This window comes from Streptomyces sp. NPDC001920 (genome assembly GCF_053594495.1).
Genome location: NZ_JBSFEP010000035.1, coordinates 1 through 20,238 on the forward strand (window position 1 = coordinate 1; position 20,238 = coordinate 20,238).

A 20,238-nucleotide genomic window follows, 5' to 3' on the forward strand; every position below is an offset into this window, starting at 1 on the left:
GCGGTCGGCTCGGGAACCCAGGCACCGTCGATCGAGCCGGACTTGTAGGCGTCGGGCGTGATCTTGTTGTCGGTGCGGACCACGGAGACGTCGCCCTTGCCGCTCTCCGCGTCGACCTTCCAGCCCTGTTCGGAGATCCAGTTGAGCAGGGCGACGTCCTGGGTGTTGCCGTGCTGGGGGGTGGCGATCCTCTTGCCCTTGACGTCCTTGAGGGACTTGATCTTCTCCGGGTCGACGACCAGCTTCACACCACCGGAGGCCGAACCGGAGATGATGCGCAGGTTCTTGCCGGCCGCCTTGGTGTAGCCGTTGATCGCCGGGGACGGGCCGATCCAGCCGATGTCGATGGAGCTGGAGTTCAGCGCCTCGATCTCCGACGGGCCGGCGTTGAACGTCGAGGGCTTGATCGTGGTGCCGCCGAGCTCCTTCTGGAACAGGCCCTCCTGGATGCCGACCAGGGCGGTGGCATGCGTGAGGTTGGGGAAGTAGCCGATCTTCACCTCGTCGGCGGAGAGCTTCTCGGCGCCCGCCGCGACCTCGGCCTGCTTTCCGGTGTCGGTGGACTCGGCGCCGTAGCCGCATGCGGTCAGCAGCAGGGGGAGCGCCGCCAGGGCGGCGAAGGTGCGGAGGGTGGTGAGCGGTCTTGCGGCAGACACGGAGGTGTCCTCTCAGGAACGTGCGATCAGGAAGGTACGGCGATGGAGGCGCAGGCCCCGGGGAGCGCACCGGTACGCCGGTCGCCCGGCGTCGGGCGGAGGGCGGGGAGTGCGGGTCGGCACGGAGCGCTGTCGCGGTGCGGCGCGGGCAGGAGCCGCGGCGGTCTCAGACGGGCCGACAGAGGGCGCTGCGCGTACGCCCGAAGTCGATGTGACGACGCGAGGTCAGAAGGTGCGGCGGCAGGTCTGTGCGGTTGCGCGTACGCATGGCCACCCCACCCCACCCCGCGGTTCCCTAGTTTTCCTACCTGGCTGGTGGGGATGGTGGCAGAAAGGGGCGCGGCCCCCAAGAGGGTGTTCATATTATGGACGCTTGCGTCTCTCCATTCGGGAACAGTGAGGTCAGGCGGGGTCACTCCTGTCTCTCGGCGCAGGGCGACTCAGAGGGTGATGCGCATTCCCTATATTTCCGATCGAATTACTAGGGAAGTGTTGACCCTCCTCGGTGAAGCGGGTGAGGATGACGCGGACCGGGTCGGCCGAAAGCCCGGGACAGCGTTCTCCTCTGCCGTGAAGGAAGTGCCATGACAAGCGCACCACCGGCCGACGAGGTGACCGAGCCCGCGGCCGCGCCGGCCGACTGGCCGCACATCGCCCGCGAGTTGGCGGACGACCTCGCCACGGACGCGGTCGAGCGCGAGCAGGCCGGCCGGCCGCCACTCGACGAGGTCGAACGGCTGCGCGAGGCGGGCCTGTTGACCCTGCTGGTACCCACCGCGCACGGGGGAGGAGGCGCCGACTGGCCCACCGCCTACGCGGTCGTGCGGATCCTCGCAGCCGCCGACGGCGCCGTCGGGCACCTCCTGGGCAGCCACTACTTCCTGTCGCACAGCCCCCGGTTCTTCGCTGACCCTGAGCAAGTCGCCCGCGTGGAGCGGGCGTTCACGACCGGCCGGTGGTACTGGGGCGGCGGCGTCGCCTCGTACGAACCGCCGCTCACGCTCACCCCCACGGCCGAGGGTTACCTCCTGGACGGCCATCAGAGCTACGGCTCGGGGGTGGGCGTCGCCGACCGGCTGGTGGTCCGCGCCGCCGTGCCCGGCACCGGCGAGCCCCTCGCCGTCCTCACCGATCCCGCCCACCCGGGCCTGGTGGGCGGCAGCGGCGACGACACCTTCGGGCAGCGGCTGGCGGCCGGTGGTGCCGTCCTGTTCGACTCCGTACCGGTGGCCGGGGACGGCGTGCTCGGCTCGCTCTCCTCCGACGAGGGGGCCCTGTCACCCTTCGCCGGTCTCGCAGCCCCCACCGCCCGGCTGATCTCCGCCCAGGTCTGTCTGGGCATCACCGAGGGGCTGCTCGGTGAAGTCCGCGAGCACAAGAGGGCGGTGTCACCCCTGCTGCAGCCGCTGGCCGCCCGGCTCTGGCCGGGCGGCCCGCCGCAGGACCCGTCCGTGCTGACCGCGTACGGGGAACTCGCCGTCACCGCGCGTGCCGCGTCCGCCCTCGCCGACCAGGCCGTGGCCGCACTGGCAGACGGGCTCGCGCGGGGCGAGGAACTCGACGACGAGGAGGGCGCGGAGATCGCCGTCCTCGCCAGCGCGGCGCAGGCAGCCGCCTTTCGGGCCGCGCAGGAGATCACGACGCGTGCGCTGGACGCCGTCGGCGCGCCCGCCGCCCTGGCGCGACACGGCCTGGACCGCTTCTGGCGCGACACGCGGACCCACACCCTGCGCGAGCCGGTCGCCCACCGGCTGCGTGAGGTCGGGGACTACTTCCTCAACGGCGCGCATCCGGTGTTCAGCCTGCCCGGTTGATCCGCGGTCGGATGCGGCGCCCGCGGCCGGTGGTGAGGGCGGCGGCGCGGTCGTGATGGATAATCACGGCATGCGGATCTCGGCCAGGGCGGACTATGCGGTGCGGGCGGCGTTGGAGCTGGCCGCGGCGGGAGAAGACACCTCGCTGAAGGCCGAAGCGATCGCCGAGGCGCAGGGCATCCCGCACAAGTTCCTCGAAGGCATCCTGGGCGACCTGCGCAGGGGCGGCCTCGTGACCAGCCAGCGAGGCGGCAAGGGCGGCTACCGGCTCGCTCGCCCGGCGGACTCCATCGCCATCGCCGACGTGATCCGGGTGGCGGACGGCCCCCTGGTGTCGGTGCGCGGCGTACGCCCACCCGACCTCTCCTACACCGGCCCCGCGGAGTCCCTGCTCCCGCTGTGGATCGCCGTACGCGCCAACGTGCGCAAGATCCTCGGCGAGGTCACCCTGGCCCACGTGGCGGCGGCCAAGCTCCCCGACGATGTCCTGGGCCTCGCGGACGACCCCGAGGCGTGGACCAATCCTTGACGCCCCCGCCGTCGGTGAGCGGCCGGAACCTCAGCCGGCCGGCTTCTCCCACACCGACACGTGCTTGCCGCTCTCGCTCGTGAAGGGCTCGCGCGTCCAGTCCTGCCACCGGTCGCGCAGGCGCAGCCCGGCGAGCCGGGCCATCAGGTCCAGCTCGGCCGGCCAGACGTAGCGGAACGGGACGGACCAGTGCTCGGCCCGGCCGTCGACGATGGTGACGTAGTTCGAACTCATCGCCTGCGTGGCGACGTCGTAGGTGTCGAACGCCCAGCGCGTGTCGCTGATGTGGAACGGCACGGCCGTCTGCCCGGCCGGGAGTTTGCGCAGTTCGGGTACGCCCACCTCGACGACGAAGCGGCCGCCGGGCCGCAGGTGGGCGGCCGCGGTGCGGAAGCAGTCGACCTGGGCGTCCTGCGTGGTCAGATTGTTGATGGTGTTGAACACCAGGTAGACGAGGGCGAATTCGCCCGCCACCCGCGTCGTCGCGAAGTCCCCGATCGTCACGTCGACCGCCTCGCCGCCGGGCTTGGCGCGCAGCCGGTCCACCATGGCGCGGGACATGTCGATCCCGTGCACCGGCACACCCCGGGCGGCCAGCGGCAGGGCGATCCGGCCCGTGCCGACGCCGAGTTCGAGAGCCGGGCCGTCGCCGGCCAGCTCCGCCAACAGGTCCACCGCCGGGTCCACCGCCTCGGGCCGGAACATGTCCGCCGCCGACTCGTCGTAGTCGGCCGCGATGTCCTCCCCGAAGTAACCGTCGTCGAGGTCATCGTCGTCATCGATCACACCGGGACCGTACTGCCGGCCAGGGCGCCGGGGCACCCGATTTTCCGAGCGGGAGGGCCGTCCGGGGTGGTGGCACCCGCCGGCTTCGGACCGTCGAGGCGAAGGGGGACCCCGCCTCGTCCTCCACCACGCCCTGTCGGCCCGTGCCCGCTGAGAGGCGGCCGGGCGAGGGTGACCTCGACCGCCGGCCCCATCCTCCTCGTCGAGAGGCTGCGCGGCCGCCTCGGGGATGTGCTGGATCTCCGGGATGAGAGCCTCCCCGGCTGAGCAGCCCCGCCCGCATGGCGTTGCCGGGTCCGCCGTTACCCCCGTACGGCGGACCCGGCCCATGGGCCGGACGCACCACCCGAACGACAGCGCCTGATCGACACTGTCCCCCGAAGGCGGCGTGCCCGGCCGCTTCCCCCGGCGCCGGACTGTGGACGGTCCCGTCAGCGGACCCGTGCCGTCACCAGCACATCACCGCGGTCTCCCCGGAACCCCAGCTGGAGTACTGGCGCACCCGGACGACATAGCGGCGGCCTTTGACGAGACGGACCCGGACGGTGGCGTTGTGCGGGGTGCCGCCGTCGTCCTGGGCGGTCAGGTAGCGCGGTTCACCGTCCCGTTCCTCGAAGACCACGACTATGGCGTCACCGTCCCCGAAGGTGCCCACCGTGTACGCGCGGGTCTCCGGCGGCTCGACGACGAAGTCGGCCTGCCCGGCCCGGCCGAGCCGCAGCGGCACCGAGCGGAACGGCACCAGCTCGGCCGGGCCTTGTGCCGCGGTCGGCGGATACCAGCGGCGGACGAACTCCTTGTCGGCCTCGGAGAGCACGCCCGGCGGGTTGAGCCCCGCGCGGAACTGCTCCGGCTCCAGGATCAGCCCGGCCGAGAAGGAGTACTCCATGATCGACTGCGGGTCCCAGACGGAGCCGTTGACCTCCCGCGGGTCGAGCTTGCGCAGGATGTTGAAGAACGTCCTGTCCCGGCTCCAGAAGTTCGGCGGGCCCGCCAGATCCGCGTACACGGCCTCCTCGTCCCAGTGGATCCCGGCGAACGGGCTCTGGTGCTCGTGCAGCATGCCCAGCGCATGCCCGATCTCGTGCAGGGCCGTGCCGCGCTCCCCGGGCTCGGTCAGGTCCCAGCCGAAATTCATGGTGCGCTCGTTCAGGCCGACCCGGAGCGCGTCCTTGCCGACCGTCGACCAGGAGCCGTCACCGAGCTGGAACCCGATGCGCAACTCCGCCTCCGACCGGTCGCCCACCTCCACGAACGACAACCCGATGCCCAGGTTCTGCCACTCCTGGAAGCACTCGCGCACGACGTCCCGCTGCTTCTTGCCGCCGACCCACGACACATGCCGGGTCCGCCCGGTCTCCGGGTCGGCGATCACGGACCCGTCGGACTCCCGGTCGAAGAAGCAGTAGTGCAGAACGGTGCCGTTGACCCACATCCGCCGCCCGCCGACGAGCGCGCCGAGCCGCTCGGCGGCCAGCCCCGGCGCGAAGGCGGGTGCCGGCTGCTGCGCGAGGGAGCAGAACCGTGCGGTCATGCGAACAGGGTGCCGTCGGCCCGCGGCGGGCGCCTGAGTCGAGGGCTGCTCAAGTCGCCCTGTATCAGGAGTGAGTCATCGCGCTCCCCCTACCGTGACGACTTTCGAACGGGACGCGAAGACCCTCGACACCTCCTGGCCGTTCACCGGCCGCGAGGACGAACTGCGACTGCTCCGGGCGTCCTTCGCGGCCGGCCGGCACGGCATCGTGGTCACCGGACCGGCGGGCCGTGGCAAGACCCGGCTCGTCACCGAGGCCGTCCGCAGCACCGACTGCGCCAAGGCGGCCGGCACCCCCGAGGCACGTCACATCCGCTTCGCCGCGTTCGCGCACCTCGTACCCGGGACCGCCTCCCTGCACGAGGCGCTCCAGCAGCTGTCCGGGGTGCGCCTGCTGGTCGTGGACGACGCGCATCTGCTCGACGACGCCTCTGCCGCCCTGGTCCACCAGCTGGCGGTGCACGGCCGTACCCGTCTGCTGGTCGTCAGCACCGACGGCGGCCCCGTCCCGGCCGCCGTCTCCCGCCTGTGGACCGGCGAGCTCCTGCCCCGCCTCGCCCTGAAACCGCTGCCCCGCGAGGAGACGGCCCGGCTGCTGACGGGCGGAGCCGGCGCCGGCCTCGAACCCCTCACCGTGAACCGGCTGCACCTCCTGTGCCAGGGAGACCTGCGGCTGCTGCGCGACCTGGTCGCCGCCGTGCGCGAGCGCGGACTGCTCACCCGCGTCCCCGCGTCGCCCTGGGACCCGGACCCGGACTCGGCGCGATGGGCGTGGCGTGGGCCGCTGCCGATCACGGAGGCCGTACGGGAGCACACCGCCCATGTCCTCGACCGCCGCCACCCCGCCGAACGCACCGTCCTCGAACGCCTCGCCCTCGCCGAGCCGTTGCCCCTCGGCCCGGACGAACTCGACCCGGACGGAGCCGAACCGGACGCGCTGGAGCACCTGGAGGCCGACGGCCTCGTCCGAGTCGACGACCGCGGCGCCGTCCGCCTCGCCCACCCCCTGCACGGCCCGGTGCTGCGGGCCGCGGCCGGCAGGCTGCGGGCGAGGCGGCTGTCCGGCACGCCCGACCGGTGCGCCCTCGCCCTCGACGCGGAGGGCGCCGCGCTGACCCGCCGTATCGAGCGGGCGGACGTACGGGCCGTACCGGCGCCCGTGGGGGAGTGGCTGGTCGCGGAGGGCGCCGCGGTGCCGGCCGGATACGCCGCCGTACGCGCCCGGTTCGCTCGGCTGCGCGGGGAGCTGCGCGAGGCGGCGGCGTGGGCGCGCGAGGGGCTGCGAGGCGGCGACGACCCGTCCTGCCGACGCGAACTCGTCCTCGCCGCAGCGCAGTCGGGGAATCCGACCACAGCGCACGAGATCCTGGGTGGCCGCCCCGACGGGGGTGGGGCGGCCACCCGGCCCGCAGCGGCCCGCGGTGACGCCGAGGAAGTGGGCGAGACGCTCACCGGCGACGCGTACGACGCCGTCCGCCTCGGTTTCCCCGAGCGGGCCGCGGGCCGCCTGACGGGCGTCTTCGCCGCACACGCCGACGCGCTGGGCCGCGGCGACGGTCCGGCGCTCGACCGGGTCGCCGCGGAGCTGGAGGAGCGCGGCTTCCTGCTGTTCGCCGCCGAGGCGCACGCCCAGGCCGTACGGGCCCACCGGGACCCGAGGGCCGCCCGCACCGCACGCACGCGTGCCGTCGCTCTGGCCCGCCGCTGCCAGGGCGCCCGTACCCCGGCCCTGTCCGGACTCGTCCTGGGCGAACTGACGGCACGGCAACGGCAGATCGTCACCCTGGCCGCCACGGGGCTGAGCAACCGGCAGATCGCCGAGAAACTCACCCTGTCCGTCCGCACGGTCGGCAACCACCTCTACGGCGCCTACGCCCGCCTCGGCGCCGGCGACCGCGGCGCGCTGCCCTGGCTGATGGAGCCGCCCCAGGCGCAGCCGGCGTAGCGGAACGGTTCGGACAGCGGCGCCGTGAGCGATCAAGCCGCCCCGAACGCCGAGAACGCCCATCCGGTCGCCTGGTGCAGCGCGTCGCCCGGCAGCGCGGCGCGCGCGTCCCGCAGGGCCTCCGCCAGGGAGAGCCCCTCGCTCAGCCCCTTGTGCAGCGTGAGCATCAGGGGCACGACCGCCGCGTCGTTGACGGGCGCGCTGCTCGCCACCACCCCCGCCGTGCCGAGCGGCAGCAGGGCGGTGACGAGTCCCAGCAGCTCGTCGGCGCCGACGGAGGCGAAACGGGCGGTGTCGCAACAGGACAGGATGATCCGGTACGGGCTGCGCTCCAGGCGCTCGAAGTCGTGCACGATGAGCGGCCCGTCGGCCATCCGCAGGTCCGAGAAGAGCGGGCTGTCGGCGCGGAAGGTGCCGTGTGCCGCGATATGGGCCAGTGCCGCCCCGTCGAGTTCCTCCAGCACCCGCGGCACCCGCGCATCCGCCTGTTCCAGGACGACGGATCCGCGGTACCGGTGGGCCAGATGCGGCACCTCCGCGCCACCGGTCGCCAGCCCCGGTCCGCGGACCAGCACATGCCGGCCGCCGGTCGGCGGCTCGGTCTCCCGGGCGCGCAGCCAGCTGCTCGCCGAGGGCGACACGCTGAGCACCCGCTCGCGCAGCGTCGGCAGCAGCGCCCATGGCACCCGGTGCAGCCGGGCGGGCGGCACGACCACGACGGGCCCCTCGCCCAGATGAGCGGCGGCCGGGCCGAGCAGCAACTCCTGAAGGCGCCTGCCCGCGGCCTCCACGATCGGCAGCCGCCCCTCCGCGCCCGGATGCGCGAGCCGCCGCAGACCGGCCTGGACGTGCTCGGCCTCGGTCTCGGCCTCGGCGAGCAGCCCGGCCTCGAACCGGCGTACCCGCCCCTGACCGCACAGCAGCACCTGGACCCGCCCGTCCAGGACGGCGAGTTCGGCCAGGCGTACGTCGTCACCGAGCCGTTCCAGCAGCCGGCCCGTGTCGAAGCGGTAGCCGTCGCCGGGCGCGTCAGCGCGCATGTGCAGGGTCCGGGAGCGTATCTCCCGTTCCAGGCGCCGCTGTTCACGCTCCAGCGCCGGAACGGGCCGTGCCTCCATACGGGCGGCCTCCGCGCGGGCCGCGATCTCGCGGAACGCGGTCAGATGGCGCTGCAGCTCCGGGTCGGCCGGCGGCCGGGTCGGCGGGGCGGACAGCGCGGTGGCCCGCCAGCGCTCGCTCCACACCAGCAACCTGCGCGGACTGCCCGTATCGAGGCTCGCCTGCTGGGCCAGGGCGGCGAGTTCCGCGCCCTGCGCGGTGGCACGGGCCCTGAGCTCGGAGGCGCCCAGCGTCATGCGGTGGTCGTCGAGCACGTCCAGGCCGCGCCGACACGCCTCCAGCACACCCCTGCTGGAATCGGCAGCCCGCGCCCGCAGCGCCTGCGCCGCCCAGCCCGTCATCCGCGCCAGCGGCGGACCGCTGCGCCTGCTGCGCGCGGCCACGGCCAGATGCCGCTCGGCGTCCGCCCGCCACCCGAGCGACAGCGCGATCCGGCCCGCGAGCAGCGAGGCCTCGGGGGCCGCCGGCGCGCCGAAAGAGGCCAGCCGCTCGGCCACCGCCGCCGTGTCGGCGACCAGCCGGCCCGAAGTGCGTCCGGCGGCCACCCGCGCCTCGATCAGCACCAGCCGGGCATGCGCCTCCCACCAGCCGCGCCGCTGCCCCGCGAAGAGCCGTACGGCCATGTCGGCGCGCGCGATCGCGGTGTGCGCGTCACCCGCCGGCAGGGCGGCGCGCGCGGCGGCCAGCAGCAGCTCGGCCTTGCGGGTGGACTGGCCGCCGATGCCGTCGAGCACGGCGATCGCCGCGTCGGCCTCGGCGAGCGCCTCCCGGGCCAGCCCCGCCGCCATGAGCACCTCGCAGCGGCGGATGTTGAGCATGAACGTCGGTGTGCCGAGCTTGGCGTACCGCTCCTCGGCCTCGTCGAGCAGCCGCAGCGCCGCCGGGATGTCACCCGCCCGGAACGCCGCGAGCCCCCGGCTCTCCACCGCATCGGCCTTGTCGTGCTCCTGGCCGGTGGTGTCCCACAGCGCCTCGGCCGCGGTGAAGTCGGCATCGGCGCGCTCCACCGCCCCGAGCGCCAGATGGACCGTCGCCCGCAGGGTCAGGGCCCGGGCCGTCCAGATGACGTCCTCCACCTGCCGCAGCACGGGTATGGCCCGGCGCACGTCCTCCAGTGCCTCCCGGTGACGGCCGAGCACCCAACGGGCGTAGGCCCGGCGGAACAGCACCCGGGCCCGGGTGTGACCGCTGCCGCGCTCGATCCCACGCTCCAGCGCGGCCAGGCCCTGCTGCGTGCGCCCCGCGTGCACCAACGCGACCCCGAGCGCCGCCAGGGCGTCCGCCTCCCGGTCGGCCGACTCCGCGCGGGCCGCGAGGTCCCGGGCACGCCGCAGATGGTGGAGGGCGATGCGCATGTCGCCCCAGTCCCGCTGCCAGATACCGATCACCTGGTGGGCGACGGAGGCGTGCCACGGCGACGGATCGGCGTCGAGCACCCCTTCCGCCCTCGCCAGCGCGTCGTTGGGTGCGGCGAACACCATCGGCAGCAGTTCGAGAACCGAGTCGCTTCCCGCTGTCACTCCACGGATGGTAGTTGCCCCGGAACCGTGCCACACCGGTTTGGCGCTGTATCAATCAGCGACCGCACGGCTCTGACTGACGACCGTCGCCTCAGCAGGAGGACACGCCATGGCACCACAGCGATTCCACGAGCAGTTCGCGCAGATCCAGCGCTCCATGCCCGACGTCCCCCTCGCGATGGGACCGGACGACTCCGCGGAGTTCATCTACGAGAAGGGCTACGTGCTGGTCCGCGACGGTGAGGACGCCCGCCTCGTCGAGGACACCGTGCGGGCGCACTTCACCGCCGAACCCGACCTCGTGCAGGACCGCGTGCGCCGTGTCACCCCGCAGGCCAACCGCTCGGGCATCACCCGCATCCAGGTCGGCGACCCCGGCGAGGGCGACCCGCGCGGCGACCGCACCGTCGCGCACGCCCTGCGCGCCCTGCGGGAGACGGAGGGCCGGGCCGGACGGCGCCTGGTCAGCCGCAACCACCTCGTGGCGATCGCACCCGGTGTCAACTCCTGCCCCGGCGACGAACCGGCGCCCGCCCCGCTCGCCGGGGGACTCAACCCCACCCCGGCCGAGGGCACGTACGAGGCGGACACCGCGATCGGTGTCCTCGTCGTCGACACCGGTCTCATGCACGACTACCGGTCCCACCCGCTGCTGGCCCACACCGAGGGCGACGCGCAGATCCAGGAGTGCGACGGCGACGGGGTCCTCCAGGAGTACGTCGGACACGGCACGTTCATCGCCGGTCTCGTCGCCGCCGTCGCCCCCAACACCGACATCACGGTCCGCAACTCCCTCAACGACGCCGGCGCCATCCTGGAGTCCGAGTTCGGCGAGAAGCTCTTCGAGGCCGTCGACGCGGGCGGCTGGCCCGACATCCTCAGCCTCTCCGCCGGCACCTCCAACGGGCGCACCGACGGCCTGCTCGGCGTCGAGGCATTCATGCAGGAACTGCGCCGGCAGCGCACCCTGCTCGTCGCGGCCGCCGGCAACAACGGCAGCGCCACCCCCTTCTGGCCCGCCGCCTACGCCGACCTGCCCGAGTACCAGGACGTCGTGCTGTCGGTCGGAGCGCTGCGCAGCGACGGCGAGTTCGGCGCCTGCTTCAGCAACCACGGCGCCTGGGTGAAGGCCTACGCCCCCGGCGAGCGCCTCACCAGCCTCCTCACCGGCTTCGACAGGCCCGTGCCGTACGTCTACCAGCACTCCACCTACGACGCCTGCCGCTACGGCTTCGGCTACTCCTGCACCTGCCAGTCCCCGCGCCACAACGGCGTGTTGAGCGAGGAGGGCGGCACCACCAAGCCCGACCAGGTGATGTTCGAGGGGTTCGCGTGCTGGAGCGGCACCTCGTTCGCCACACCCCTCGTGGCCGGCATGATCGCGGCGCACATGAGCGGGCAGCAGGAGAGCGACCCGCGGGTGGCCCGCTACAAGATGCTCGCGGCGAACTCCGGCTACGCCGAGGTGCGAGGGGCGCACGTACCGGCCCTTCGCCCCCCGACCTGGCGCCCCGTCCCGGTCGTGCTCCCGGCACCTCGGTCATGAGGGTCGGAACCGTCCCCTCCGCGGCGTACGATTGCTTGCCGTACACGAGGGGTGGGGCTGTGGACCGTGCAGATGTCGGTGCGTTGGTCCAGTCCGCCGTCGACGGCGACGCGGCGGCCTGGAAGGCGCTCGTGGAAGGGCTGAGCCCACTGGTGTGGTCCGTGGTACGCGCGCACCGGCTCAGCGACGCGGACGCCCACGAGGTGTACCAGACCGTCTGGTTCCGCTTCGCCCAGAACCTCGGGCGGATCCGGGAACCCGAGAAGGCCGGGTCCTGGCTCGCCAGCACCGCTCGGCACGAGTGCCTGAAGGTGCTCAAGAGTCTGCGGCGGCTGACCGTGACGAACGACCCCCAGCTGCTCGACCGGGTCAGCGAGGACCGTACGCCCGAACAGTCCGTGCTGGACTCCGAGGAGGCGGCCGCCGAGGGCGAACGGATCCGCTGGATGTGGCAGGAGTTCGAGGAACTCGGTGACCGCTGCCGTCAGTTGCTGCGGGTGCTGATGGCCTCACCGCCGCCCAGTTACCAGGAGGTGTCCGCCGCACTCGGCATCGCCGTGGGCAGCATCGGGCCACTGCGCCAGCGCTGCCTGCGCCGCCTTCGGGCCCGACTCGACGCACGGGGAGCGCTGTGAACGACGACATGCACGACGACCTGAGGGACGAGGAGCCCCCCGGCGACGGCGGGTTCGACGTCGGGCTGCTGGAGGAGGAGCTCCGTCAGGCCGCCGCGATCCTGGACCCCGTGCCGGCCGACCTGCAGCAGATCGCCGTCGAGGCCTTCGCGCTGCACGACCTGGACGCCCGTATCGCCGAGTTGACCTTCGACTCGGTCGTGGACGCCATTGCGGTCAGGGGAGCGACGGACACACCGCGGATGCTGACGTTCCGCGCGGGCGAGGTCACCGTGGACGTGGAGGTGACCGCACAGGGCCTGATGGGGCAGGTGCTGCCGCCGCAGCAGGCGCGGATCGAGGTGCTCGCCGGGCCGCAGACGGCCGTGCCGGTCGACGCCGACGCCATGGGCCGTTTCACCAGCGACGCCCCGCCGAGCGGCCCCTTCGCCCTGCGGCTGCGGACCGGCGGCGAGGTCGTGGTCACGGAGTGGCTGCGGGCCTGAGCCGTCGGATCAGCGTGCTGCGGCGTCCACCAGCGCCGCCAACGCCCGTGCGAGCCGGGTGAGTCCGGGACCGGCCGGACCGCCCGGCTCCGTCATGTAGACGTCCCGGCGGATCTCGATCATCAGCGCGTCGACACGGGCCTCGGCGCCGTAGTACGCCAGCGGGACGTAGGTGCCGCTGAACGGGCTGTCCAGCCCTGTCCCCCCGCACGGTGCGAACGCCTCCCGGGCCGCCGCCAGCAGCTCGGGCGGCGTGTGGAAGGAGTCCGTGCCCAGGCAGACCGGCGGTCGCGGGCCCTCGCCGTGCAGTTCGTAGGGGAGCGGGGCGCTCGGATAGGAGTGGACGTCGATGACCACGGCTCGGCCGGTGGCGGCGAGCCGGTCGGCCACGGCCTGCGTCATGGCCTTCGCGTACGGCCGGAAGTATCGCTCCAGGAGGGGCTCCGGGTCGGTGTCCGCGGGCCGCAGCGGCGCCCCGTGCGTGGTCCGCGTGTACACGGCACCCATGCCCGCGGACAGCATCTCCTCCCGCTCGTCGGGGAACCGCTCGGGATCGACGACCAGCCGGGAGAGCCTGTTCACGAACCGCCACGGGGTGAACTTGGCGCTCCGCGCGGCCTCCTGGGCGAGTTCCGCGGTGTGCGCGTCGACGATGTGATCCAGCTCCCGCTCCAGTGCCCGGTCGTCCAGCAGGATCCCCACGCGCACATCGGGCGGTGTCTCCCGCGCCGAGTGCGGCACATGAAGGATCACCGGCGACCCTTCGGCTCCGGGGAGCAGCTCGAAGGAGGGCATGGCGGAGGGCATGGCGGTTGCTCCCGGGCGTTGTCGGTGGCCTGGTGCACCATCACAGCACGGACGTGCGCAGTTCAGCCGGGAGATCACCGTACGCCGGCTCGGGCGGGGTCGGCTGAGCGGAACCGTTCGTCTCAGCCGACCTGATTCGCAAGCTTCCGGTGCCTCGGTGACGGGATTCCGGCGGCCGACACGGCTCTGCCCCGGCCGGCGGTGCGCCGATCGGGGCAGAAACACGTGAGCGGGCCTGTCGGACCCCTCGCGTCAGCTCAGGGACGCGAGCGCCTCGTTCCAGGTGGCCGACGGGCGCATGACCGCGGCGGCCTTGGCCGGGTCGGGCTGGTAGTAGCCGCCGATGTCGGCCGGCTTGCCCTGGACGGCGATCAGCTCGTCGACGATCTTCTGCTCGTTCGCGCCGAGCGTCTCGGCGAGCGGGGCGAAGGCCTTGGCCAGCTCCGCGTCGTCGGTCTGCCGGGCCAGCTCCTGCGCCCAGTACAGGGACAGGTAGAAGTGGCTGCCGCGGTTGTCGATGCCGCCGACGCGACGGGTCGGCGACTTGTCCTCGTTGAGGAAGGTGGCCGTGGCGCGGTCCAGCGTGTCCGCGAGGACCTTCGCGCGGGTGTTGCCGGTGGCGGTCGCGTACTGCTCCAGGGACGGCACCAGCGCGAAGAACTCACCGAGGGAGTCCCAGCGCAGGTAGTCCTCCTTGACCAGCTGCTGGACGTGCTTGGGCGCGGAGCCGCCGGCGCCCGTCTCGAACAGGCCGCCGCCCGCCATCAGCGGGACGACCGACAGCATCTTGGCGCTGGTGCCCAGCTCCAGGATGGGGAACAGGTCGGTCAGGTAGTCGCGCAGCACGTTGCCGGTCACCGAGATGGTGTTCTCGCCGCGGCGGATGCGCTCCACCGACAGCTTGGTGGCCTCGACCGGGGCGAGGATGCGGATGTCCAGGCCCTCGGTGTCGTGCTCCGGCAGGTAGGCGTTGACCTTGGCGATCAGGTTGGCGTCGTGCGCGCGGGTCTCGTCCAGCCAGAAGACGGCCGGGTCGCCGGTGGCGCGGGCGCGGGTGACGGCCAGCTTCACCCAGTCCCTGATCGGCGCGTCCTTGGTCTGGCAGGCGCGGAAGATGTCGCCCTCGGCGACCGGCTGCTCGATGAGCACGTTGCCGGCCTGGTCGACCAGGCGGACCGTACCGGCGGCCTTGATCTCGAAGGTCTTGTCGTGGGAGCCGTACTCCTCGGCCTTCTGCGCCATGAGGCCGACGTTCGGGACCGAGCCCATGGTCGACGGGTCGTAGGCGCCGTTGGCGCGGCAGTCGTCGATGACGGCCTGGTAGACCCCGGCGTAGGAGGAGTCCGGCAGCACCGCGAGGGTGTCGGCCTCCTGGCCGTCGGGGCCCCACATGTGGCCGGAGGTGCGGATCATCGCCGGCATCGAGGCGTCCACGATCACGTCGGACGGCACGTGCAGGTTGGTGATGCCCTTGTCGGAGTCGACCATCGCCAGGGCCGGGCCCTCGGCGAGCTCGGCGTCGAAGGACGCCTTGATCTCGGCGCCGTTCGGCAGGGCGTCAAGGCCCTTGAAGATGCCGCCCAGACCGTCGTTCGGGGTCAGACCGGCGGCGGCGAGGTCGGCGCCGTAGCGCTCGAAGGTCTTCGGGAAGAAGGCGCGCACGACGTGGCCGAAGACGATCGGGTCGGAGACCTTCATCATCGTCGCCTTGAGGTGCACGGAGAACAGGACGCCCTCCTCCTTGGCGCGGGCGACCTGCGCCGTGAGGAACTCGCGCAGCGCGGCGACGCGCATCACGGAGGCGTCGACGACCTCACCGGCGAGGACCGGTACGGACTCGCGCAGAACGGTGGTGGCGCCGTCCTCGGCGACGTGCTCGATCCTCAGCGCGCCGGCCTCGGAGATCACGACGGACTTCTCGGTGGAGCGGAAGTCGTTGCGGCCCATGGTCGCCACGTTCGTCTTGGACTCGCCGGTCCAGGCGCCCATGCGGTGCGGGTGGCTCTTGGCGTAGTTCTTGACCGAGGCGGGGGCGCGGCGGTCGGAGTTGCCCTCGCGCAGGACCGGGTTCACCGCGGAGCCCTTGATCTTGTCGTAGCGGGCCTGGATCTCCCGCTCCTCGTCGGTCTTCGGGTCGTCCGGGTAGTTCGGTAGCGCGTAGCCCTGGCCCTGCAGTTCGGCGATGGCGGCCTTGAGCTGCGGGATGGACGCCGAGATGTTCGGCAGCTTGATGATGTTGGCCGCGGGGGTCTTGGCGAGCTCACCGAGCTCCGCCAGCGCGTCCGGGATGCGCTGGTCCTCGGTCAGGTACTCCGGGAACACCGCGATGATGCGGCCGGCCAGCGAGATGTCGCGCGTCTCCACGGCGACACCCGCCTGCGAGGCGTACGCCTGGACCACCGGCAGGAAGGAATACGTCGCCAGGGCCGGGGCCTCGTCAGTGTGCGTATAGATGATGGTCGAGTCAGTCACCGGGTGCTCCGCTCCACGTCTGCAACATTGCTCGACATCAAGATATCTCGTGATCGACCTGTACTCGACAGGGGTCCGCACACAGGCGGGTGGCAGCCCGCCCCCGCCCGCCGCGCCCGGCGCTAAGAGGAAGCGGCGCGTCCGTGCAACCTCAGGGGCCCGTCCGGTGGTCATGTAAGCAGATCACCGAACCGGGGATCACCGATTCCGGCGGCCGGACCCGACCACCCGGCCGCCCGAGCGAAAGCGGACCATGAGATATCGCACCCGAGTGACGGCCCCCGCGGCCGCCCTGATCGGCACCGCCGCCGCCCTGACCGCCGCGCCCACCGCGCACGCGACACCGACGACGCAGCAGACGGGGACGTCGGCCGCCAGGACCTCCGGCGAACCGGGACCCGAGACCCTCGGCGACCCGGTCTTCCCGGCCCTCGGCAACGACGGCTACCGCGTCGAGGCCTACCACCTGGACTTCTCCTACGACCCCGCGACCCGGCTCGTCGACGCCACCGCGACCCTGAAGATCCGCACCACCCGGGCCCTGACCCGCCTCTCCCTCGACGCCCTCGGACTGGACGTCCGCGCCGTCCGGGTCGGCGGCCGCAAGGCGACCTACGAGCAGGTCGACGAGAAGCTCCGCGTCACACCCGCACGGAGCCTGCCCGCCAAGTGCTCGGCCACCCTCCGCGTGGAGTACACGGCGGACCCGCGACGTGATCTGCCCCACACCGGCTGGGTCGACACGCCGGACGGGTTCGCGGTGTGCTGCCAGCCGAACTCCGCGCACACCGTCTTCCCCTGCAACGACCACCCTTCCGACAAGGCCGACTTCTCCTTCCGCCTCACCGTCCCGAACAATCTGCGCGGCGTGGCCACCGGCCTGCTCGTGCGCACCGAGAGCCTGAGCGGCGACCGCACCGCCTACACGTACCGCTCGCGTGAGCCCATGGCCACGGAGCTGGTGCAGATCACGGTCGGCGACTACGTGGTGAAGGACCGGCAGGGCCCGCACGGGCTGCCGCTGCGCGACGTCGTCCCGACCGCGCGGGCCGCGGCGCTGGAACCGGCGCTCGCGCTGACGCCGAAGCTGGTGGAGTGGGTCGAGGCGCGGCTCGGTGCGTACCCCTTCGAGACGTACGGACTGCTGCCCTGCAACTCCGACGCCCCGGACGCCTTCGACTTCACCGGCCTGGAGACCCAGACCCTCACCATCTACAAGCCGAACTACCTCCTGCAGGAGGAGAAGAAGATCGGCTCGCACATGATGCACGAGCTGGTCCACTCCTACTTCGGCAACAGCGTCAGCCCGGCCACCTGGGCCGATCTGTGGCTGAACGAGGGCCACGCCGACTTCTACGGCCTGCTCTACCGCTACGAGCGCGGCTGGCCGGACTCCCTGGGCATGACCACCATGGAAGCCCGGATGAAGGACACCTACGCGCGTGGCGACCAGTGGCGCCGCAACTGGGGCCCGGTCGCGGCGCCGAACGCGGCGAACCTGTTCGAGCCCCAGCGGTACCTCGGCGGCGTCCTGGTCCTGTACGCGCTGCGCAACCTCGTGGGCGAGGCGGCCTTCAGCGCCCTGGAGCGTGCCTTCCTCACCCGGTACCGCAACGCCTCGGCGTCCACGGCGGACTACATCGCCGTCGCCTCGGAGGTCTCGGGCCAGGATGTGTCCGGATTCCTCCAGGACTGGCTGTACGGCACCAAGACGCCCCGGATGCCCGGGCACCCGGACTGGACGGTCACCCAGGTGAACCCGTCGCTCGTCGCGCCGCACAGCCGGCGGGGTGGCCACTACCACGACAACTCGGCCACCCTGTAGTCGTCCCGCGGGACGGTGGCGTACGTCAGTCGAGGCGGACGGGGGTGAACTCGTCCGCCTCCTCGGGGCCGCGCTGCTGCGGTATCGCCACCGTCCCCTGCTGGATGGCGACCGTCCGGGTGGGCGCCGGGATACGGATGCCCTCCAGGCGGTAGCGCCGGTGCAGGCGCTTGATGAACTCGTGCTTGATCCGGTACTGGTCGCTGAACTCGCCGACGCCCAGGATCACGGTGAAGCCGATCCTGGAATCGCCGAAGGTGTGGAAGCGGATGATCGGCTCGTGGTCCGGCACCGCCCCCTCGACCTCGGTCATCACCTCGCCGATGACCTCGTTCGTCACCCGCTCGACGTGGTCCAGGTCGCTGTCGTAGGCGACGCCGACCTGGAGCAGGATCGTCAGCTGCTCCTCGGGACGCATGAAGTTGGTCATGTTCGTCTTCGCGAGCTCCCCGTTGGGGATCACGACCAGGTTGTTGGACAGGTTGCGCACCGTCGTCTGGCGCCAGTTGATGTCCTCGACGTAACCCTCCTCACCACTGCTCAGCCGGATGTAGTCGCCGGGCTGGACGGTCTTGGAGGCGAGGATGTGAATGCCCGCGAAGAGGTTGGCGAGCGTGTCCTGCAGCGCCAGGGCGACCGCCAGACCGCCGACGCCCAGTGCGGTGAGCAGGGGCGCTATGGAGATGCCCAGGGTCTGCAGCACCACCAGGAAGCCGATGGCCAGGACCAGGATCCGGGTGATGTTGACGAAGATCGTGGCGGATCCCGCGACGCCGGGGCGGGACTGGGTGACCGTCCGCATCAGCCCGGCGACCCCACGGGCCACCGCAAGTGTCACGACGAAGACGAACAGCACGGTCAGGGTCTTGTTGACGTTGTGCTGCACGGTCGCGGTCAGCGGCAGGGCCGCGCCCGCGGAGGCCGCGCCGCCGAGGAACGCGCCCCACGGCACCACGGTCCGCAGTGCGTCCACGATGAGGTCGTCGCCGCTCCAGCGGGTGCGGTCGGCGTGCTTGCCCAGCCAGCGCAGCAGAATGCGCAGCAGGAAGGCCGCAAGCAGGCCCGCCGCCAACGCGATCCCGGCGATGACCAGGTCGTCCACAGTGAGCGCGCGCTTCACCGGTCACCCCCGTCAGGAAGAGCTGCGGCGAATTGATGCGCCGACGGCCGGATGTGAAGTCTCGTCACGTTGTCCCCTGCTCGATTTCCGCGATGTGCCGTCGCGCCGGCCACCCCGTCCCCCGAGACCGGCGCGCGGGCTCATCCTGCCGTATCGGGTACAGGCGTTCGTCTCAGGATCGTCGACCTGACGGTCTCACCGGTCGCTTTCGGGCATTCTCTCCTGGACCCCGGGTGGACACGCAGGGCCGAACGGCCGCTCTCCGAGGCGTGCTCGGCGCTCGCGCGCCCCACGAGAGCCGCATGCCGCCGCGCACGCCCCTTTCCGAGGGCGGACCCCGCACCTCACGGACCCGTCAGATGACCTTCCACCGCACCAGCGCCGCCAGCGTCAACGCCCCCGGCAGCAGCGGCAGCCACACCGTGATGGTCCGGTACGCCAGTACCACGGCCGTCACCACCGCGACCGGGCCGCCCACCGCCACCAGCGCCACCACCAGTGCCGCTTCCACCGAGCCGAGCCCGCCGGGCGTCGGCACCAGGGCGACGGCGACGGTCGCCGCCAGATACGCGAGCGCGATGTGCGCCGGCGGCACCGGGAGTCCCAGGGCGAGCCCCACCAGGACCAGTCCCGACGCCTGCAGTAGCGGAAAGGCCAGCGAGCCGCCCCACAACGCCAGCACCCGGGACGGACGCGAGTGCACCGAGCGTGCCTCGCCCAGCGCGGTGCGCAGGAACGAGAGCACGGCCGTGCGCAGCCGGCGTACGAGGAAGAAGAGGGCCACCACCACGACCGCCACCGCGCCGGCCCCGACCAGCAACGGGCCCGAAGCCCTCTCCGGAAGCAGCGGTCCGAGACGCAGGGCGTCCGGGAAGGCGATGAGCAGCGCGGCCAGCAACCCGACCCGGGCCACGCTCTCGGCGAGCAGATACAGCGCCAGGGCGGCCGAGGAACGGGCCGGCGGCAGCCCGCACACGGTCATGAAGCGCAGGTTGACCGCGCTCGCGCCCAGCCCGGTCGGCAGCAGGTGGTTGGCCGCGCCCGCCGCGAACTGGGTGATGAGCAGCCGCAGTCCGGGCAGCCGCTCCACCACCGCCCCCTGCCGGGTCACCGCCGCCGCGACCCAGGTCAGGCAGGTGGCGCAGGCGGCGGCGAGCAGCCACGGCCACTTGGCCGTCGCCAGGTGGCCGATGCCCTCGGCGAGCACGGCGCGGTGCCTTGCCGCCACCACGACGACCAGGGCGAGGGGAAGCAGGCACAGGATCCGGCGGAGCGGGACGCGCCGCAGCATGCGTCCCGCGGGCAGTCGTACGGCTGTCACACCCGCAGAGGTTCGCCGCGCCGTGACAACGGCGGGTTGCGGCAGCGCGGACGGCGTCTTACGGACCGGCTGCGGACGGATCCCGGTCCCGGCGGGCCCACCGGCGACCCCGGGCGGCCCGCCG

15 protein-coding genes are annotated in these 20,238 nt (G+C 72.6%); 7 read left to right on the plus strand and 8 right to left on the minus strand.

The features are described 5' to 3' along the window. Positions 1 to 656, minus strand: a 656-nt coding sequence (locus ACWCPI_RS37675; protein ID WP_451042469.1) for an ABC transporter substrate-binding protein, incomplete at its 3' end; no start/stop codon positions are given. 584 nt (positions 657 to 1,240) lie between these two features. On the opposite strand from ACWCPI_RS37675, the gene ACWCPI_RS37680 reads away from it, so the two are divergent. Together ACWCPI_RS37680 and ACWCPI_RS37685 are read left to right on the plus strand one after the other, a co-directional pair. Next, positions 1,241 to 2,470 carry an acyl-CoA dehydrogenase family protein gene (locus ACWCPI_RS37680; protein ID WP_451042470.1) on the plus strand — a complete coding sequence of 410 codons (1,230 nt, stop codon included), beginning with the start codon at positions 1,241 to 1,243 and terminating at the stop codon, positions 2,468 to 2,470. Between the two features lie 70 nt (positions 2,471 to 2,540). Beyond that, complete coding sequence (locus ACWCPI_RS37685) at positions 2,541 to 2,999, plus strand: RrF2 family transcriptional regulator (RefSeq protein WP_388806056.1); 459 nt, start codon at positions 2,541 to 2,543, stop codon at positions 2,997 to 2,999. A gap of 30 nt (positions 3,000 to 3,029) precedes the next feature. Here ACWCPI_RS37685 and ACWCPI_RS37690 read toward each other — a convergent pair whose 3' ends face one another. Both ACWCPI_RS37690 and absR1 read right to left on the minus strand, forming a co-directional pair. Then, entirely contained in the window at positions 3,030 to 3,785 is a 756-nt protein-coding gene (locus tag ACWCPI_RS37690; protein ID WP_451042471.1) for a class I SAM-dependent DNA methyltransferase, read from the minus strand. Between the two features lie 448 nt (positions 3,786 to 4,233). After that, positions 4,234 to 5,319, minus strand: coding sequence for a beta-glucuronidase AbsR1 (absR1, locus tag ACWCPI_RS37695; RefSeq protein ID WP_451042472.1), 1,086 nt, complete (start codon positions 5,317 to 5,319; stop codon positions 4,234 to 4,236). A gap of 94 nt (positions 5,320 to 5,413) precedes the next feature. Here absR1 and ACWCPI_RS37700 point away from each other — a divergent pair, with 94 nt between their 5' ends. After that, positions 5,414 to 7,264 (plus strand): LuxR family transcriptional regulator AbsR2, encoded by a 1,851-nt coding sequence (locus ACWCPI_RS37700; RefSeq protein WP_451042473.1) that lies wholly within the window; start codon positions 5,414 to 5,416, stop codon positions 7,262 to 7,264. 32 nt (positions 7,265 to 7,296) lie between these two features. On the opposite strand, the gene ACWCPI_RS37705 is transcribed toward ACWCPI_RS37700, so the two are convergent. Then, the gene (locus tag ACWCPI_RS37705; RefSeq protein ID WP_451042505.1) at positions 7,297 to 9,864 is read right to left on the minus strand and encodes a CHAT domain-containing protein; all 2,568 of its coding nucleotides are present in this window, start codon (positions 9,862 to 9,864) and stop codon (positions 7,297 to 7,299) included. A 148-nt stretch (positions 9,865 to 10,012) separates the two neighbouring features. Between ACWCPI_RS37705 and ACWCPI_RS37710 the strand changes: the two genes are divergently transcribed. The 3 genes from ACWCPI_RS37710 to ACWCPI_RS37720 are packed head-to-tail and all read left to right on the plus strand — an operon-like array spanning position 10,013 to position 12,569. After that, complete coding sequence (locus ACWCPI_RS37710) at positions 10,013 to 11,449, plus strand: S8/S53 family peptidase (protein ID WP_451042474.1); 1,437 nt, start codon at positions 10,013 to 10,015, stop codon at positions 11,447 to 11,449. Between the two features lie 59 nt (positions 11,450 to 11,508). Further along, complete coding sequence (locus ACWCPI_RS37715; RefSeq protein WP_388806044.1) at positions 11,509 to 12,084, plus strand: RNA polymerase sigma factor; 576 nt, start codon at positions 11,509 to 11,511, stop codon at positions 12,082 to 12,084. A gap of 8 nt (positions 12,085 to 12,092) precedes the next feature. Then, positions 12,093 to 12,569: a hypothetical protein gene (locus ACWCPI_RS37720; protein WP_451042506.1), complete on the plus strand. Its 477-nt coding sequence runs from the start codon at positions 12,093 to 12,095 to the stop codon at positions 12,567 to 12,569. A gap of 9 nt (positions 12,570 to 12,578) precedes the next feature. On the opposite strand, the gene ACWCPI_RS37725 is transcribed toward ACWCPI_RS37720, so the two are convergent. Further along, positions 12,579 to 13,376: an N-formylglutamate amidohydrolase gene (locus tag ACWCPI_RS37725; RefSeq protein WP_451042475.1), complete on the minus strand. Its 798-nt coding sequence runs from the start codon at positions 13,374 to 13,376 to the stop codon at positions 12,579 to 12,581. Positions 13,377 to 13,628: 252 nt separating this feature from the next. Continuing rightward, complete coding sequence (locus tag ACWCPI_RS37730) at positions 13,629 to 15,848, minus strand: NADP-dependent isocitrate dehydrogenase (RefSeq protein ID WP_451042476.1); 2,220 nt, start codon at positions 15,846 to 15,848, stop codon at positions 13,629 to 13,631. A gap of 253 nt (positions 15,849 to 16,101) precedes the next feature. Here ACWCPI_RS37730 and ACWCPI_RS37735 point away from each other — a divergent pair, with 253 nt between their 5' ends. Further along, complete coding sequence (locus tag ACWCPI_RS37735; RefSeq protein WP_451042477.1) at positions 16,102 to 17,673, plus strand: M1 family metallopeptidase; 1,572 nt, start codon at positions 16,102 to 16,104, stop codon at positions 17,671 to 17,673. 25 nt (positions 17,674 to 17,698) lie between these two features. Here the strand turns inward: ACWCPI_RS37735 and ACWCPI_RS37740 are convergent, their stop codons facing one another. After that, positions 17,699 to 18,793 carry a mechanosensitive ion channel family protein gene (locus ACWCPI_RS37740; protein WP_451042478.1) on the minus strand — a complete coding sequence of 365 codons (1,095 nt, stop codon included), beginning with the start codon at positions 18,791 to 18,793 and terminating at the stop codon, positions 17,699 to 17,701. Positions 18,794 to 19,148: 355 nt separating this feature from the next. After that, a complete protein-coding gene (locus ACWCPI_RS37745) occupies positions 19,149 to 20,114 on the minus strand; it encodes a lysylphosphatidylglycerol synthase transmembrane domain-containing protein (protein ID WP_451042479.1) in 966 nt (321 codons plus the stop codon). Between the last annotated feature and the right edge of the window lie 124 nt (positions 20,115 to 20,238).